15 protein-coding genes are annotated in these 18,235 nt (G+C 42.2%); 11 read left to right on the plus strand and 4 right to left on the minus strand.

Annotation, left to right across the window (positions count from 1 at the left end; all coding sequences use genetic code 11):
- Window positions 1–108: 108 nt before the first annotated feature.
- The 5 genes from tatC (at window position 109) to hemB (ending at window position 5,149) form a co-directional block, all read left to right on the plus strand.
- Entirely contained in the window at window positions 109–870 is a 762-nt protein-coding gene (tatC, locus tag AC1EU0_RS01945) for a twin-arginine translocase subunit TatC (RefSeq protein ID WP_480300195.1), read from the plus strand.
- A gap of 82 nt (window positions 871–952) precedes the next feature.
- On the plus strand, window positions 953–1,429 hold the full coding sequence (locus AC1EU0_RS01950) for a hypothetical protein (RefSeq protein WP_480300196.1): 477 nt from the start codon (window positions 953–955) through the stop codon (window positions 1,427–1,429).
- A 3-nt stretch (window positions 1,430–1,432) separates the two neighbouring features.
- Complete coding sequence (locus AC1EU0_RS01955) at window positions 1,433–2,236, plus strand: TatD family hydrolase (protein ID WP_480300197.1); 804 nt, start codon at window positions 1,433–1,435, stop codon at window positions 2,234–2,236.
- Window positions 2,233–4,122: a sensor domain-containing diguanylate cyclase gene (locus tag AC1EU0_RS01960; protein WP_480300198.1), complete on the plus strand. Its 1,890-nt coding sequence runs from the start codon at window positions 2,233–2,235 to the stop codon at window positions 4,120–4,122. The genes AC1EU0_RS01955 and AC1EU0_RS01960 overlap by 4 nt, the downstream gene beginning before the upstream one ends.
- 13 nt (window positions 4,123–4,135) lie before the next feature.
- A complete protein-coding gene (gene hemB, locus AC1EU0_RS01965) occupies window positions 4,136–5,149 on the plus strand; it encodes a porphobilinogen synthase (RefSeq protein ID WP_480300199.1) in 1,014 nt (337 codons plus the stop codon).
- A 71-nt stretch (window positions 5,150–5,220) separates the two neighbouring features.
- Here the strand turns inward: hemB and metK are convergent, their stop codons facing one another.
- Window positions 5,221–6,372 (minus strand): methionine adenosyltransferase, encoded by a 1,152-nt coding sequence (metK, locus tag AC1EU0_RS01970; RefSeq protein ID WP_480300200.1) that lies wholly within the window; start codon window positions 6,370–6,372, stop codon window positions 5,221–5,223.
- 302 nt (window positions 6,373–6,674) lie between these two features.
- Window positions 6,675–8,036 carry a hypothetical protein gene (locus AC1EU0_RS01975; protein WP_480300201.1) on the minus strand — a complete coding sequence of 454 codons (1,362 nt, stop codon included), beginning with the start codon at window positions 8,034–8,036 and terminating at the stop codon, window positions 6,675–6,677.
- A 197-nt stretch (window positions 8,037–8,233) separates the two neighbouring features.
- On the opposite strand from AC1EU0_RS01975, the gene tkt reads away from it, so the two are divergent.
- Window positions 8,234–10,225, plus strand: coding sequence for a transketolase (gene tkt / locus AC1EU0_RS01980; RefSeq protein ID WP_480300202.1), 1,992 nt, complete (start codon window positions 8,234–8,236; stop codon window positions 10,223–10,225).
- 107 nt (window positions 10,226–10,332) lie between these two features.
- Here the strand turns inward: tkt and AC1EU0_RS01985 are convergent, their stop codons facing one another.
- Window positions 10,333–10,899 carry a hypothetical protein gene (locus AC1EU0_RS01985; RefSeq protein WP_480300203.1) on the minus strand — a complete coding sequence of 189 codons (567 nt, stop codon included), beginning with the start codon at window positions 10,897–10,899 and terminating at the stop codon, window positions 10,333–10,335.
- A 200-nt stretch (window positions 10,900–11,099) separates the two neighbouring features.
- Here AC1EU0_RS01985 and epd point away from each other — a divergent pair, with 200 nt between their 5' ends.
- The 5 genes from epd (at window position 11,100) to AC1EU0_RS02010 (ending at window position 16,913) form a co-directional block, all read left to right on the plus strand.
- Window positions 11,100–12,119 carry an erythrose-4-phosphate dehydrogenase gene (gene epd / locus AC1EU0_RS01990; RefSeq protein ID WP_480300204.1) on the plus strand — a complete coding sequence of 340 codons (1,020 nt, stop codon included), beginning with the start codon at window positions 11,100–11,102 and terminating at the stop codon, window positions 12,117–12,119.
- 47 nt (window positions 12,120–12,166) lie between these two features.
- Window positions 12,167–13,342 carry a phosphoglycerate kinase gene (locus AC1EU0_RS01995; RefSeq protein ID WP_480300206.1) on the plus strand — a complete coding sequence of 392 codons (1,176 nt, stop codon included), beginning with the start codon at window positions 12,167–12,169 and terminating at the stop codon, window positions 13,340–13,342.
- 215 nt (window positions 13,343–13,557) lie between these two features.
- Window positions 13,558–14,625: a class II fructose-bisphosphate aldolase gene (gene fba, locus AC1EU0_RS02000; RefSeq protein WP_480300208.1), complete on the plus strand. Its 1,068-nt coding sequence runs from the start codon at window positions 13,558–13,560 to the stop codon at window positions 14,623–14,625.
- A gap of 552 nt (window positions 14,626–15,177) precedes the next feature.
- Window positions 15,178–15,987: an ion transporter gene (locus tag AC1EU0_RS02005; protein ID WP_480300209.1), complete on the plus strand. Its 810-nt coding sequence runs from the start codon at window positions 15,178–15,180 to the stop codon at window positions 15,985–15,987.
- Between the two features lie 188 nt (window positions 15,988–16,175).
- Window positions 16,176–16,913, plus strand: coding sequence for a DUF481 domain-containing protein (locus tag AC1EU0_RS02010; protein ID WP_480300210.1), 738 nt, complete (start codon window positions 16,176–16,178; stop codon window positions 16,911–16,913).
- Between the two features lie 57 nt (window positions 16,914–16,970).
- On the opposite strand, the gene AC1EU0_RS02015 is transcribed toward AC1EU0_RS02010, so the two are convergent.
- Window positions 16,971–18,233, minus strand: a complete 1,263-nt coding sequence (locus AC1EU0_RS02015; protein WP_480300211.1) for an alkaline phosphatase — start codon at window positions 18,231–18,233, stop codon at window positions 16,971–16,973.
- Window positions 18,234–18,235: the final 2 nt, after the last annotated feature.

An 18,235-nucleotide genomic window follows, 5' to 3' on the forward strand; every position in this document is an offset into this window, starting at 1 on the left:
TCTTCTGAACAGGCTTTAAAACCTGAAACAAAGGATGAAGAGTCACAGAAATCCGCCGCCCTTAAAGCGGACACGACTTCTAAGCCAGCAGATCACAACGGATAAACTATGGCAGAGCAACAACCTTTGATCAGCCACTTGCTGGAACTTCGCACAAAAGTGCTTAAGGCAATTGGTAGCATACTTTTTGTATTCATGTGTATTGTGTATTGGGCAAAAGATATTTATCACTTTGTGTCAGTACCACTAATGAGTACGCTTCCTACTGGTGGCAGCATGATTGCTACCGAAGTAACGGCGCCCTTTTTTGCTCCATTTAAGCTCACTCTGATCTTATCTTTCTTTATCGCCATACCATATGTGCTATTCCAGATTTGGTCTTTTATTGCACCGGGGTTGTATCGACACGAAAAGCGTCTTATTGCTCCGCTGCTGTTTAGCAGTACCTTTCTGTTTTATCTCGGCATTGCATTTGCGTACTTTGTAGTCTTTCCAGTGGTATTTGGCTTCTTTACTAGCGTTGCACCTGAAGGGGTACAAATTGCAACAGATATAAACAGTTACCTTAACTTTGTATTAAAACTGTTTTTTGCGTTTGGATTGGCATTTGAGATACCTGTTGCCGTTGTCCTGTTATGTTGGGCAGGCGTCACCACTGTTGAGGATTTAAGTGCAAAACGCCCTTATATTGTCGTGGCCGCATTTGTGATTGGGATGTTGCTTACGCCGCCGGATATCATTTCACAAACCATGTTGGCCGTACCGATGCTAGTGCTTTTTGAAGGTGGTTTGATTGCAGCTCGTTTCTACCGACCTAAGCCAGAGCAGCAAGAAAACGAGACTGAAAACAGCATCATTCCTAAAGATTAATCGTGCATATTTACCCTCTCTCGTTGTAGTATCTGTGCTACAACGAGAATAATTGATATTAATAAATAAAAGGTGAATCAAGATGCGTTATGGATGGTTAGCTTTTAGTGCCCTTTTTATATCCACATCTAGCTTTGCAGGTATTGAAACTCAGCTTAAGCGTTGCCAAATCATCAACGACAAATTGGAACGATTGATATGCTACGATCGTGTGGCTAAATCGGTTAATTCAACCAGTACCACGTCACTATCAAAAGCGAAGCTTCAGTCTGCCTCAAAGAACCTTATTCCAGCAAACCCTGAAGATGATTTTGGTCGCGTAAAACCTAAACCCGATGCCATTGCAAAATTAACCCTAACGGTAGCCAGTGTCACCAAGAGTCATTATGGTGCATTGCGAATTCGTTTTACCAATGGTCAATCATGGCGCCAGTTAGATTCACGCCGCTTTAGGCTCAAAAGAGGTGATAAAGTTTTTATAAAAAAAGGGGCTCTTGGCTCATTTTTATTAGGAATGGGTGGACGTAACAGCACCATTCGAGTGAAAAGGGATCAGTAAGTTTTGCAGCAAAGGTATATTGATATCGGCGTTAACCTTGTCGGTAGCAAACTTGAACACCGTCTAGACACCATCTTGCAAGAAAACAAACAACATGGTGTTAATGCCATGGTGGTCATAAGTAGTGACCTGAATGAATCAGCAGATGTTATCAATATCACTCATGACTACCCTAGACAATTATTTGCCACAGCTGGCGTGCACCCTCATCACGCCAGTAGTTGGGAAGGCTCCAGTCAAGACACTTTAATTGAGCTTGCCACTCAAAAAGGGGTCGTAGCGATTGGTGAATGTGGTTTAGATTTTAATCGCAATTACTCACCACCGCAGGCTCAATTAAAGGCCTTTGAGCAGCAATTACAAATTGCTACGGAACTCAATAAACCCGTCTATATGCATTGTCGTGATGCCCATGACGAGTTCATAGAGTTGGTGGCGCGATATCGTAACCAATTACCTAAGGCTGTATTGCATTGCTTTACCGGAAATACACAGCAACTGCATGATTGCTTGGCACTTGATTTACATATTGGTGTTACTGGTTGGGTGTGTGATGAACGTCGCGGTCATGAATTGGCAGAAGCCGTTAAGCACATTCCTAGTGAGAAATTGTTACTTGAAACAGACAGCCCTTATTTATTGCCTAAAAATTTAAAACCAAAACCAAAGTCAAATATTAATTATCCTAAGTATTTGCCGAGCATTGCTACAAGGATCGCAGAGTTACGCGGCCAACCACTTAATGAATTAACCGAACAATGCTACCAAAATGCATTAGATTTTTTTGAAATGGATATCATCGCATGAAGCAAGCTTGCTTATTTGTATGCAGTCTCTTTTTGTGGTTTACCACGCAAGTTTTCGCGGCTTCAGTTATCCCACCAGCTAACGTTACCACTCAACCGAAAGTGGATCTCACGCCTTATATTTATGTGCTTCATGATCATGAGAATGAGAGTGCTAATTCAATCATTAATATGCCAGACAGTGAATGGGTTAAATTTAAAGATGCCAATAATCGCAGTGTAGGCTCACATAATTTTTGGTTTCAAGTACGACTGAATACACAGCTGAATTCAGTCAGTCGTTCGATTGAACTTGATAACCCTCTACTAGATAAGATTACTATTTATCACTTTGTCGATGGTAAGTTAGTAGACACTAACGTTATGGGTGATACTTTACCTTTTGCAAGCAGAGATATTACCCACAACGACTTTATTTACCGAGTTAATATACAAAAAGGACAGCAACACAGCTTACTATTTCATATCGAAACCTTAGGCAGTGGAGCCGTTCCCTTGACATTATGGAGCGCGAAAGCGCTGTTTCAGTCCGATCAACTCAAAATCATGACCACAGGGTTATTGATCGGAATGCTATTTGGTGTCGGAATTTTTAGTTTATTTTTTGCGCTCAGCACTGGCTCATTCAGTTATGGCTACTTCTCAGGTTATGTATTTTCCATGACACTATTGTTAGCCAGCCTTTCTGGCTATGGTTATCAATACATCTGGCCAAGCATCCCATACCTACAGGCATTAATTATGCCTCTGATCATTCCTATCAGCATGACTTTTGCTCTCATGTTGACCGAAAAAATCTTAGATCTAAAACGTAATAGCCGTCACATGGTTCGTTTTTGTCGACTCGGCGCTGTAACCACTTTAGGCCTAAGTTTATTAGCTTTTGTTGTCCGTTATGACTTGCTGTTACTCATACAGATATACATGGCAATGCTATTGGTTTTTTTATTGATCATGATAACAGTCATTCAGGTTACTCGAGGACATAAATTAGCTCGTTTATATGCTCTGGGTTGGGGAGCTATTTTATTAGGTGCTGGAACCAGTGCATTTAATTATTTAGGTCTAATCTCACTCAAAATTGAGCCTCAGTACCCAATAATGGCTGGGTTAGGGGTTGAAGTGATCATGATCAGTCTGATTTTGGCCATACGCTACAATAACGAACGTAAATCAAAGTCACGTATTCAGCAAAAAGCGTTAATGCAAGCAGAACGGATCAGACAAGTTAAAGAAGAAGCATTACGCGCAGAAACAAAGAGTAATGAACAACTAGGCTCTATGGTTCAAGAGCGAACCCTAGAACTGGAAATTGCCTACCGAGAACTGAATGAAGCTCACCATAAATTAAAAGAGCAATCGACGATTGATACCCTTACTGGCGTAAAAAATCGCAGCACTTTTGACAAACGCTTACCCGCTGAAGCAAAACTAAGCCGTCGCCAACAAACACCGTTAGCTGTGATGATGTTGGATATTGATAAATTTAAACTGATTAATGATACCTACGGTCATTTAGCTGGCGATGAAGCCCTTAAATTTATTGCAAATTCCATCGCTTCTCAACTGAACCGCCCTACTGACTTAGTATCTCGATATGGTGGAGAAGAATTTGCCATTATTCTCCCCGCAACTGACATTACTGGCGCCCTAAAAGTTGCTGAAAATATTCGACAGTTTATTCGTCAAAACAATATCAAATGGAAAGATCAGAGTATTTATTTAACCGTGAGCATTGGCGTCACTGCAGACATTGTTCATGACTCAGATCAAGCCATGAAGCTACTCGAACAGGCCGATAAAGCGTTATACTACGCCAAAGACTCTGGCCGCGATCAAGTTCAGGCCTACTCGCTTCACCTAGAAGCGCATGAAAGTGAATCCTAGAAACGAGGTATACGTGAATTTAGTAACTGGAGCATTTCCACAGCGCAGAATGCGCCGTATGCGTAAGCATGATTTTAGTCGTCGTTTAATGGCAGAGAATCAATTAACCGTTAACGATCTCATTTACCCAATGTTTGTTTTAGAGGGTGAAAACCGTACTGAAGATGTCTCTTCAATGCCGGGCATTAAACGCTATTCATTAGATTTGCTGCTCAAAGAAGCTGGAGAGTTAGTTGAATTAGGTATTCCCCTAATTGCTTTATTCCCTGTTACTCCAGCAGACAAAAAGTCATTAATGGCAGAAGAAGCCTACAATCCACAAGGATTAGTCCAACGCAGTGTTCGCGCTCTAAAAGCCGCTTATCCAGAGCTTGGGATAATGACTGATGTGGCTCTTGATCCATTCACCACTCATGGTCAAGACGGCATCATTGATGACGAAGGCTACATTATCAATGACGTCACAACCGAAGTATTAATCAAGCAAGCGCTGTCTCACGCGGAAGCTGGCGCCGATATGGTAGGACCGTCAGATATGATGGATGGTCGTATTGGTGCTATCCGAAATGCCCTTGAACAAGCAAATCATGTAAATACCCAAATTATGGCTTATTCGGCTAAGTACTCATCAAGCTATTACGGCCCATTTAGAGATGCCGTAGGCTCAGCGGGCAACCTGAAAGGTGGCAATAAGCACTCTTACCAAATGGATCCTGCCAATATTGACGAAGCCTTGCATGAAGTGGCATTGGATATTCAAGAAGGCGCTGACATGGTAATGGTTAAACCTGGCATGCCGTATTTAGATGTGGTGCGTCGAGTAAAATCTGAACTAGCTGTGCCAACGTTTGCATATCAAGTCAGTGGTGAATACGCGATGCACATGGCCGCGATTCAAAACGGCTGGCTCGCTGAAAAACCTATCGTGATGGAATCACTGCTTTGCTTTAAGCGTGCTGGTGCTGATGGCATTTTAACTTACTTTGCTAAACAAGTAGCTCAGTGGTTGAAGGAAGAACAACGGTAGCCTTTATCTAACAGGATAAAAAAAAGCCCCATGAGTACATACTCACGGGGCTTTTTTATAGAATCAAATAATTACAGACCAGCATCTGCTTTTAATACTTCAGCTTTATCCGTCGCTTCCCAAGGGAAGATGTCACGACCAAAGTGACCATAGGCTGCAGTGTCTTGATAGATTGGGCGCTCTAAGTTCAACATTTGAGTCAGACCATAAGGACGAAGATCAAAGTGACGACGAACCAGATCAATCAATAATGCTTCTGATACTTTACCTGTGCCAAACGTCTCAACACTGATAGATGTTGGTTCTGCCACACCAATAGCATAAGACACTTGAATTTCACAACGCTCAGCTAAGCCAGCAGCAACAATGTTTTTCGCTACATAACGTGCCGCATACGCCGCACTGCGGTCAACTTTTGATGGATCTTTACCAGAGAACGCACCACCACCGTGACGAGCCATGCCACCATAAGTATCAACAATGATCTTACGACCCGTTAAACCACAGTCTCCCATTGGTCCACCAATCACAAAGCGGCCGGTTGGGTTAATGAAATATTTAGTGTCTTGATTTAACCATTTTGCTGGCAATACAGGCTTAACGATGGTTTCCATCACAGCTTCAATCAAATCAGCTTGAGCAATGTCTTCGCTGTGCTGAGTCGAAAGTACAACCGCATCAATACCCACAATTTTACCTTGTTCATAAGCAAAGGTAACTTGGCTTTTCGCATCAGGGCGTAACCAAGGTAAAGTACCGTCTTTACGCACTTCAGATTGACGCTTAACCAGTGCGTGTGAATAAGTGATTGGCGCAGGCATTAGCACATCAGTTTCGTTACTGGCGTAGCCAAACATCAAACCTTGGTCACCGGCACCTTGCTCGGCAGGATCAGCACGATCTACACCTTGGTTAATATCTGGTGATTGCTTACCAATGGTATTTAAAATAGCGCAAGAATCAGCATCGAATCCCATATCTGAATTGGTGTAACCAATTTCACGAACGGTTTTACGGGTTAACTCTTCAATATCAACCCAAGCTGAGGTAGTCACTTCACCACCAACCATAACCATACCTGTCTTTACATAAGTCTCACAGGCGACACGGGCTTTAGGATCTTGCTCTAAGATTGCATCAAGTACGGCATCAGAGATCTGATCCGCAATTTTATCTGGATGACCTTCTGAAACCGATTCAGAAGTGAATAAATGTTTTGCCATTATTTTGTGCTCTCAGTCACTAAAAGAAGCTTCTATAACAATATATCAACATCAGAAGCATTGACATCTAGATGGCTATTTTAAATGATCTCATGACAAATTTCACCCTAAATGACACCTTATTTACCAATTTTGTTGATGAACGTGAGTCACATTGATGTACTTTTATTTTTACGGAGGAGTTTGCAGAGGGATTATTTGTTCCGTTTTTCATGCATTTTCAGAGTCAAGGCAAGCTTGTAAAGTTATACAAACAACATAACCAACAACGAAACGTAGTTTTTGATAGTAGTGTGTTTGGTTTATTTCCACTTAACCACCTCAAACAAGGGGATAGGAAGTGGATTAGCCGCAGGATCTTTTAAAAATTGTCGAACGGCACCTTGATGCTGAGGCAAAATATTATCCACTACCCAAGCCCTAATATTATGCTTGAATTCGTGGTGCCCCAGTACACCCAATTCATTAAAATGATCAAGATCCAACTCTATATCCGAGTCCTTGCTACAAGTAGCCTCAAGCATACAAAGCAATAACGCGTATTCGTCTGCTGCCCTATTCATCTGCTTTATTTCACGTCTCATTTTCTGCTTGGCAGTTTTATCAGCGTCTTCTGGTATCTTTTTCTCCCTACCATAAATTAATTTTTGGGTAGAATAAGCAGGCGTTAACGGCCTGTATTTGTTTGTCCCTACTCTGTTGTAAGCTACAGGATGATTTTTTTGATCCTGCAATAAATCAAAAGTAGCGATACTATCCAAGTCAATGAGCATCACTGGATCATTATCACTTTTAATCACAAAGTTAGAATTTTTAATGTCACCGAAGTAAATTTCTCTAGCATGTGCTTTCATCATGTCTTCACAAAACTTTTCGTATTGTAAAACAGCTATCTTTTTATCTTTAGCTACGACATCAAGATAAACATCTCTGCCACCGTCTGGAGCAAGTACCGTGTTTCTATCAACAATGACACAAGGATGTATGGATTGATAAGGACTTAATAATCGAAGGGCATAGCGGTTTTGCCTAATTTGTTGATCGCTAAAAGGCTTCCTATTTTTGTGCAGCTTGAGTTGAATGCTTTGCGCCCCCCTTTTATCAACTTTTTTTTCTTGTCCATAACCTTCTGATTTTTCTGAGTTAGCTAAATGAAATGTTTTAACTTCCCAAGCTGTAGGTCTTGATACCGCTTTAAACATTTTGAGCGGATCACTAAACTGCCTTTGTGATTGAGTTTGCTCTGTTGGTTGAATTATCTGTCTTGTTAGTCGCGTATCTGCAGGGAGCGGTTTTATTTTATAAATACGTTTAAAAGGATTTTTTAACCGTTTTTTTTCAGCTAGTGTGGACTGAGCTCTGAGCTGTTCAAAAATTTCATTAGGCTTAAGCCAACCAATCATCGCTGCTCCAATCACACTACGATTGCGGCTGTCTTGTATTTCCCATAATTTTTTTAGCGATTCAAACCGGGAGTCAGCGCCGTCATCAAGACGTTCGATACTCTTTAAACGCCACAAGTCGGTATCAAATTTATCTTTAACAAAATCAACCTGATACTGTTTATCTCCTAGTGACAACAAGTACTTGCCATCTTCTATTTTACTAATTTCATATTCTTCAAAAGTTGGAGTTCTCATCAACTTTTGCAGTAAAGAATACATAGTCCCTTTCCTTGTGCGCTAACGCTTATCCATAAGATTAGTCAAACAATCTGTTTTCGAAAATGTCATCAGCCACAAACACACAGTTCACAATTTACATTTGCTTCAAAACTTCGAGTAAGCGAAAATACCCCGCATAATCAACTGCCGTTTATCCAAATTGGCCGTTACCTCACACAAATGCAGCAGGAGAGAGCATGTCTTCCCGTAAAGAACTCGCTAACGCTATTCGTATCCTAAGTATGGATGCGGTTCAAAAAGCAAAATCTGGTCACCCAGGCGCACCGCTTGGTATGGCTGATATTGCGGAAGTGCTATGGAATGATTTTCTTAAACACAATCCAAGCAATCCAAACTGGGTAGACAGAGACCGTTTTATTCTTTCTAACGGTCATGGTTCAATGTTGATTTACTCATTATTGCACCTAAGTGGTTATGAGCTACCTATGTCTGAACTACAACAGTTCCGTCAGCTTCACTCTAAAACGCCAGGTCACCCTGAATACGGTTACACACCAGGTGTTGAAACCACTACCGGTCCACTAGGTGCTGGTATCAGTAACGCAGTGGGTATGGCGATTGCGGAAAAAACACTTGCTGCGCAATTTAACCGTGACGGACACGATGTTGTTGACCACTTCACTTACTGTTTCCTAGGTGACGGCTGCTTGATGGAAGGTATTTCACATGAAGCGTGTTCACTAGCCGGCACTCTAAAGCTAGGTAAACTGATCGCATTTTGGGATGACAATGGCATCTCTATCGACGGTGAAGTTGAGGGTTGGTTCACTGATGACACGTCTAAGCGTTTTGATTCATACGGCTGGCACGTAATTTCAAATGTTGATGGTCACGACCCTGAAGCGATCCGCAACGCCATTGAAGAAGCAAAGTCTGTGACTGACAAGCCAACCATGATTTGCTGTAAGACTGTTATCGGCTACGGCTCTCCAAACAAGTCTGGCTCTCACGATTGTCACGGCGCACCTCTAGGTGACGAAGAAATCGCAGCCGCACGTGAATTCCTAGGTTGGGAAGCAGCACCATTTGAAATTCCAGCGAATGTTTATCAAGGTTGGGATGCTAAAGAAGCGGGTAGCCAAAACGAACAAGCTTGGGATGCTAAGTTTGATGCGTATAAGGCAGCCCACCCAGAACTAGCCGCTGAATTCGAGCGTCGTGTGATCAAAGGTGAACTTCCTGCTGATTTTGAAGCAAAAGCTCAAACTTACATTCAAGAGTGCCAAGACAAAGGCGAATCAATTGCTTCGCGTAAAGCATCACAAAACGCCATTGGCGCATTTGGTGCGCTACTGCCTGAATTAATGGGCGGCTCAGCTGATCTTGCTGGTTCTAACCTAACGCTTTGGTCGGGTTCTAAAGGTATTCAAGACCATGCTGATGGTAACTACATCTTCTACGGTGTACGTGAATTCGGTATGGGCGGCATCATGAACGGTCTGTCTCTGCACGGTGGTTTCATCAACTATGGCGCGACTTTCTTAATGTTCATGGAATACATGCGTAATGCCACTCGTATGTCTGCATTAATGGGCATTCAAAACATTTTCGTTTATACCCATGACTCAATTGGTCAAGGTGAAGACGGCCCAACCCACCAGCCAGTTGAGCAAATTGCTAACTTGCGTATGACGCCAAGAATGGCCGTATGGCGTCCATGTGATGCAACTGAAACCGCTGTTGCGTGGAAAGCAGCGATTGAGCGTCAAGATGCACCAACGTCATTGATCTTTAGCCGCCAAGGTTTACCGGCACAAGCTCGTAGCGCTGAGCAAGTATCAGATATCGCTAAAGGTGGTTACATCATCAAAGATTCTGAGCAAACGCCAGAAATCATTTTGATTGCCACAGGCTCTGAAGTACAACTTACTTTAGATGCTGCTGCTGAGTTAACCGCTCAAGGCAAGCAAGTACGTGTTGTTTCTATGCCATCAACCACTGAGTTTGATAAGCAGTCGGCTGAATACAAAGAGCACGTTCTTCCTTCTACTATCACTAAACGCGTAGCAGTTGAAGCAGCTCACACTGACTTCTGGTATAAGTATGTTGGTATGAATGGTGGCGTTGTTGGTATGCAAACCTTCGGTGAATCTGCACCGGGCGGCGCATTGATGAAGCACTTCGGTTTCACAGTGGAAAATGTAGTGAACAAGGTTAATTCGTTATAAATAATCACTTCTTTAATCTATAACATTGAGCGCAAGAGATTGCGCTCATTTTTTATCCCACGCCTACCTTCCTGAACGCTATCACTCACTAAGAATTAATTATTCCCCTAATTTTGTTGTAACTGGCGTAAACTTGCTTTTAATTGCTGACATAACATCGCATGACAAGTATCTCTAGCCATCAAGTTAACAAAATCTTTCGCTTTTACGGTCGGTTTTTTAGATGTAACAATTGTTTTCCTGATTTCAGCGAGCACAGCAGTTAGCTGAGTTTTTATTGTACTTTGCTCTTCTACTTTATTAAGCAATACCATGTTTAACGTTGGCATAGATATAAGCCCTTTACTGAAAGCTTCCTGACACATAGGCAGGAGAGTTTCCCTTAGAGTTATTCGAATCAATATTTTCTCTTGGTCTGCATCAAAAGATTCTAATAATTTCGCTCTTTGCTCCTCAATGGGGTCAACCGATACGCCTGCTTGCTTCTCCACCGTTACTTGATGAAATCCTCCGAGCGCCTGATTTGCTGACGAACTTGTACCGTAGCGATGTGGGCTACTGTCATCAAAACTCAACTCTTTTCCACCACTGAGTGATAAACCTCCACTTTGCTCAGCCATTGCAGGTTGTGACATATCGGGTGCAGAATTTCTGACTCTGGGATCGAAACTCATTTATTGTTCTCTTAATATTAAAAAAACAATTATGTCTAAACAAATGTTAAGAGAGCCTTTAATTCCAATTAAATTTATTTCATTGTAAACTTTGAGTCGCAAGTCATTGAACGCTATAATCCAGCTTCTTTTTTTGATCATTAGTTCTTATGATTTTTCGAACTCAATAGATCTGCTTTGAATCACAAAGGAACGCTGATTTGAAAACCCGTGTTGCTATCAATGGTTATGGTCGTATTGGCCGCTCTATTCTTCGTGCTCTTTACGAATCAGACAAACATCAACACATCGAAATTGTCGCCATCAACGAACTCGCCAATACCGATGCCATTGTCCACCTCACAAAATACGACACCACTCACGGCCGCTTTCAAGGCAATGTAAGCCACCAGCAAAATACTCTGATCATCAATGATGATCACATCCAATTACTGCAAGAATCTGACCCGAGTAAATTGCCATGGAAAGATCTTAAGGTTGATGTCGTGCTTGAAGCGACAGGTCAGCTCAAAACACGTGAAGAATGTGAAGTACACCTAAAGGCTGGTGCTAAGCAGGTATTGATCAGTCACCCATCTACGCCGGATGTGGATGCCACCATTGTTTTTGGTGTCAATGAACAGCAGCTAAAACAAAGTGACAAAGTCGTTTCCAACGCTTCTTGCACCACCAACTGCCTAGTGCCTGTGATTGATTTACTCGATAAAGAATTTGACGTCAAAAGTGGCGCAATCACCACCATTCATTCGGCGATGCACGATCAGCCCGTTATTGACGCTTATCACGACGATTTACGTCGAACTCGCGCAGCTGGACAATCCATCATTCCCGTCGACACTAAACTCGCCCGTGGTATTGAGCGAATTTTGCCGCATCTCAAAGACAAGTTTGAAGCGATTTCTGTACGTGTTCCGACCATCAATGTGACCGCAATTGACTTATCGGTCACAGTTGCGAAACGTGTCGATATTGCAAGCGTAAATAATGTTTTAGAATCGGCCGCATTAGGACATTTCTCTGCCGTGCTGGGTTATACCGATGAGCCACTTGTTTCTTGTGATTTTAATCACGATCCTCGCTCTAGTATTGTCGACGGCACCCAAACGCGTGTCAGTGACGGTCATTTGATCAAATTGCTACTTTGGTGTGATAACGAGTGGGGCTTCGCCAATCGTATGCTCGATACCACACTGGCGATGACTGAAACTCAGCAGGGATAGTCAAGGACAACCGAATTCAAGAATTACTGCTTAAATAGGAAAAACTTATGACAATCATTCGTATGTCAGATCTTGATCTTCAAGGTAAACGCGTACTTATTCGTGAAGATCTTAACGTGCCCGTTGCTGATGGCAAGGTCACCAGTGACGCACGTCTTCGTGCAGCATTACCAACCATCAAGCTTGCACTTGAAAAAGGCGCAGCGGTTATGGTGATGTCTCACCTTGGTCGTCCAACCGAAGGTGAATTCAACGCAGAGTTTTCATTAAAGCCAGTGGTTGATTACCTAAACGATGCACTGGATTGCAACGTGACTTTGGCTTCTGATTACTTAGATGGTGTTGAAGCTAAAGCGGGTGAAGTAGTTGTGTTCGAAAACGTACGTTTCAACGTAGGTGAGAAAAAGAACGAAGAAGCACTGAGTAAAAAACTGGCGGCACTTTGTGATGTTTATGTGATGGATGCTTTCGGTACGGCTCACCGCGCTCAAGCTTCTACTCATGGTGTTGGTCAACACGCACCTATCGCGTGTGCAGGCCCTCTACTTGTCGGTGAATTAGATGCTCTTGGCAAAGCATTAGATAACCCAGCACGCCCAATGGTGGCGATTGTCGGTGGCTCTAAAGTGTCTACCAAACTGACGGTACTTGAAAGTCTATCGACTAAAGTTGATCAACTTGTGGTTGGTGGTGGTATCGCTAACACCTTTATTGCTGCTTCGGGCAATGGCGTTGGTAAATCATTGTACGAAGCCGATTTGATGGAAGAAGCGACTCGTCTTGTGAATAACGCGCAAAGTCGTGGCGGTGATATTCCTGTCCCAACGGATGTTATTACAGGCAAAGAGTTCAGCCCAACCGCAGAAGCTACTTTAAAACCAGTCGCGGACGTTGCTGAAGATGATATGATCTTCGACATTGGTCCTGACAGCGCTGAAGCTCTAGCTGAAATTCTAAAAAACGCTGGCACTATCGTCTGGAATGGTCCTGTTGGGGTATTTGAGTTCGATCAATTTGGCGAAGGCACTAAGCGTATTGCACAAGCAATTGCCGAATCTGATGCCTTCTCAATTGCAGGCGGTGGTGACACGCTAGCGGCGGTTGATAAATACGATATCGCTGATAAAGTGTCTTACATTTCAACTGGTGGTGGTGCTTTCTTAGAATTCCTAGAAGGTAAAAAGCTTCCTGCGGTAGAAATGCTAGAAGCTCGCGGTAAATAATATCTCATAGCGGCTCCCGTTCTTACTTTCATTTAAGAGCGGGAGTTCAATTAAAGTCGCTGACTTTAGTTGAAAAAACAGCGTATTCAGCACAAAAAAATAATATGCAGACTCAAGAAGAAACTGCAACTTGCCAAAAGGCAAAAGAAAAAGAACTTAAAAGACATCAATTATCCATGCGAAAAAGCATGGTGCCCTAACAATGGAGCAATCTCATGGCACTTATCTCATTAAGACAGATGCTAGATCACGCAGCAGAACACAACTACGGTGTTCCAGCGTTCAACGTAAACAACCTAGAACAAATGCGCGCTATTATGCAGGCAGCGGAAGCCACTGACAGCCCTGTGATTGTGCAAGCTTCTGCGGGGGCTCGTAAGTATGCCCGCCCTCAATTCTTAAAATATCTGATGAATGCCGCTCTTGAGCAATACCCAGATATCCCAGTGTGTATTCACCAAGACCACGGTACTCACCCTGACGTTTGTCAGCGCTCCATCCAATTAGGTATGTCATCAGTAATGATGGACGGCTCACTAATGGCTGACGGTAAAACCCCTGCAAGCTATGAATACAACGTAGACGTAACTCGTAAAACCGTAGCTTTTGCTCACGCATGTGGTGTGTCGGTAGAAGGTGAAATCGGTTGTCTAGGTAGCTTAGAAACTGGTCAAGCGGGTGAAGAAGACGGCATTGGTGCTGAAGGCATTTTAAGCATGGATCAAATGCTGACGACGCCTGATGAAGCAGCTCGCTTTGTTGCTGACACCCACGTAGATGCATTAGCAATTGCGATTGGTACCAGTCATGGTGCATACAAGTTTACTAAGAAGCCTACTGGTGATGTGCTACGTATTGATCGTATCAAAGAAATCCACGCCCGTATTCCAAACACTCACTTGGTCATGCACGGTTCATCTTCTGTACCACAAGAGTGGCTGAAAGTGATCAATGAATACGGCGGAGAAATGCCAGAAACATATGGTGTACCAGTTGAAGAAATCGTAGAAGGCATCAAGCACGGTGTGCGTAAAGTTAACATTGACACTGACTTACGTTTGGCCTCTACTGGCGCAGTGCGTAAGTTCCTTGCTGAAAACCCAAGCGAGTTTGACCCTCGTAAATTCCTAAAAGCGTCTATGGAAGCCATGGCTCAAATCTGTACTGACCGTTACGAAGCCTTCGGTTGTGCGGGAATGGCATCAAAAATCAAGCCTAAATCATTACAGGCAATGTACAAGTCATACCAAGCGGGTGATCTTGATCCTAAGATCAACTTGTAAACAGTATTAACTCTTACCAAAAGCCTGCATCATGCAGGCTTTTTTGTTAACGAGATTTAAGCATAGCAAGTACTAAGAACAGCTAAGCTTTTGAGTATTGGATCAATACTACCTGATTTTACCGACACTAATATCAAGTCTTTATTCATTGAGACCGGAAGGTAAATTAATTGGAGCTTAGACATCATGGCGGCTGTAAATCAATCAACTTCATTATCCAAATCAGGCTGGTCGATTAACATTGAACGATCGAAGGCTTACGCTGATGAGGCTTGCTTTGATGGTATAAGTCGCACAATTATGGCCAAAGCTATTCGCTCACTAAAATCTCATGTCTAACGACTTATTAGCAAACTAGATTCGAATGCAATTAGCTGTGTTTTTATCAAGAAAGCGTTAAAGTAGAAGACGCAATGCCAATAAGCTGCAAAGATATAGTTAGTTGGCACGAATGGTGTTACATAAAATTACAATCTTGTATTTTTTAATTCACTTACTCTCGTTAAACTATGCCATTAGATTAAACCAATATCGCTACGCAGCCGTCAAAATATGAATACCCTCAGACTCCAAGCCCGTTTTTATAAATTACGCACCAATAAAGCCTTCGAGCTTTTTGTGATCAGTGTCATTATCCTTTCAGCCATGATGATAGGTGTGAAAACCTATGAACTACCGACTCAGGTTGAAGGGGCTATTCGCCTATTAGACTTTGCCATCACCCTCTTCTTCCTTTGTGAAATCAGCGTGAGGTTTATTGGTGAAAATCGAAAATTAAAATTTTTCAAATCGGCGTGGAATGTCTTTGATACCACCATTGTGATTTTGAGTTTAGTGCCAATTGAAAACAGTGAAATGGCAATGATCGGGCGTTTGATCCGTGTATTTAGAGTGCTGAGAATGGTGTCTATCATTCCAGAATTGCGCATGCTGCTGAACTCATTACTAAAAGCCTTGCCACAACTGGGCTATATCGGCTTATTGATGTTCATCATCTTCTACATTTATGCCGCCATTGGAACTACGTTTTTCGCCAGCATCAACCCTGAACTCTGGGACAATATATCCATCAGCATGCTGACCTTGTTTAGGGTAATGACTTTTGAAGATTGGACGGATGTAATGTACGAGACTATGGCACATTACCCGTTAAGTTGGATTTACTATTTAAGTTTCATCTTCCTAACAGCATTTGCTTTTTTAAATATGATCATCGGTATTGTGGTCAATGTACTGGAAGATGAACGCCAAAAAATAACTGCTTTGAAAGCTAAGAAAGAAGCACAATCACAGCCAAGCTTAACTGACTTACAAACGCAACTTGAAGAAGTAAAAGCCTTACTGTTAAAACAACAAAAATAAAGGTTATTCTTGCACCACTGGCATAGCTCTGCACTGAGCGCTTTTTAATCAAGATTGGTATACGCCAGCTCTCGAAGCTGGCGTATATTCAACCAAAAAAATCTAATTTTATCGGAAAGTGGCATTGACAATTATGCCCAAAAAATTAACCTATGCAGACTTTGATCACACTATGGGTTACTCACGTTATGAAACACATCATCGGTTCTTTATTTATTCTTCTACCTTGCACAGCCTTGGCTAACAGTAATTGGGTGCCTGGTCCAGCTACTTTTGGTGGTACGACAGAATTCGGTGGCACTTTTACAACGGGAAATACAAAAACCACCTCAATAAAAGGTAAAGTCGATCTAAAGCATGAGCTTGGTAACTGGGAGAATGAATATATTCTCGAAGGACTATATAAGAAAGACGAATCTAACGGTGAAAGTGAAACCACTGCATCACGTTATCAAGTAGGCGCACAAGGCAACTATCGTTTTGATGAAGGTAACTATATGTTTGCCAATGGTACCTATGAAGACGATAGATTTAGAGGTTTTGACTACAGAATCTCTACTGCGGCTGGTTACGGCCACAAATTCATCGATGAAGGTGGCGATCTTCTAAAAGCTGAATTTGGTCCTGGTTATGTGTACACCAAGCCATTAGCTGATAGCTCAGCAAATAAAAACGATAAAAATCTAGTTGCTCATATCAATGCTGAATTTCAAAAGAAAATCAGTGAAAGCGCTACTTTTTCACAGAAAGTCACCGCTGACTGGGGCGATCGTTTAGATGTTGTCGCTGAATCAGCATTAAGCACTAAAGTCATTGGCGCCTTAGCAATGAAGTTTGGAGTAACGGTTCGCTACTCTAATAAGCCAATAGATGATAAGAAGAGTACTGATACTGAGACAACATTAACCTTGTTGTACTCATTCTAGCTTCTCAAGGTTTCGATCAAAAAGAGGAAGCTTGTGCTTCCTCTTTTTGATTTATGTCTAAAGAAAACTTGCCAGCTTCTTAGCTAAATCAGTGTTGTCCTGTGAGCCAATAAACTGTTCATAACCTTTACCGAAAGCAAACACTTGAACATCAGTCGCTGTATGACTTCCAGTAGTCCAGCCAGTATTACTGCGAATATCAATGACACGTTTGATCTCATCAGTAAACTCACTTTCACCTTGACCACGAGCTTTGTTCAATGCTTTCCATTCGTGCTTATTGGGTTCAAATCCAAGCAATGAGGTTAATTCAGGCTGCCACTTTTTCACTTCTTTTAGCTCACTGACAATATGATCCGGTGACGCTTTTACATTTCGAAGTACTTCAGGGTGCCACGCTTTTTTGCCGTTAGCACCGACAGTAAGGCCGCCTGTCGAATGATCGGCGGTCACAACCAATAAGGTATCTGGGTTTTGCTTTACAAATTGTTCAGCCACTTTGATTGAACGAGCAAATTCATCCATTTCGCCCATAGCGGTTACAATATCATTGTTATGTCCAGCCCAATCGATCAAAGAGCCTTCCACCAGCAGTACAAAGCCTTTTTTATCTTGAGATAGCAACTCTAAAGCTTTTTGTGTCATTTGACTTAGTTTATGAGCTTTAGGCTCATTGACCACCCAAGGTAATTGAACATCAGCAAACAAACCCAACACTTTGCCCGATTTAACACTATCCAACTTATTGATGTTATCCAAATAGCGGTAGCCTTTGCTCTTAAATTGGTTGACCAAGTCTTTTGAGAAATACTTTTGCCCACCACCTAAAATAACATCGGCATCTGAATCTAAATATGCTTTAGCAATTTCAACATAGTTACGACGGTATTCATTGTGGGCTAAAAAGCTCGCTGGCGTGGCATGGTTTACTTGTGAAGTAACAGCAACCCCCGTAGCTTTGCCTTTGGCTTTTGCTTTTTCAAAGAGAGTTTCTACAGGATGCTTATGTTCATCTACCCCAATTGCACCATTATAAGTTTTTACTCCCGTCGCCATTGCGGTAGCAGCAGCCGCTGAGTCTGTGATGTAACCATCAACCTTGGCTGGAGAAGTCCGCGACATGCCGACCAAAATCCTATCAAATACGGTTGTTTCAATATCTTTAGTAGCAGGATCGTCCTTATAAAAACGATAAGCCGTGGTATACGTTGGTCCCATACCATCGCCAATCATAAAGATGATGTTTTTAGGTGAGTTATCGGCTTGTGCCGAAAACGACAAACATAAACTTAGCGCAAGTAGGGTAGATTTTATTTTCATTA

This window comes from Parashewanella sp. 2210YD4-3 (assembly GCF_056591735.1).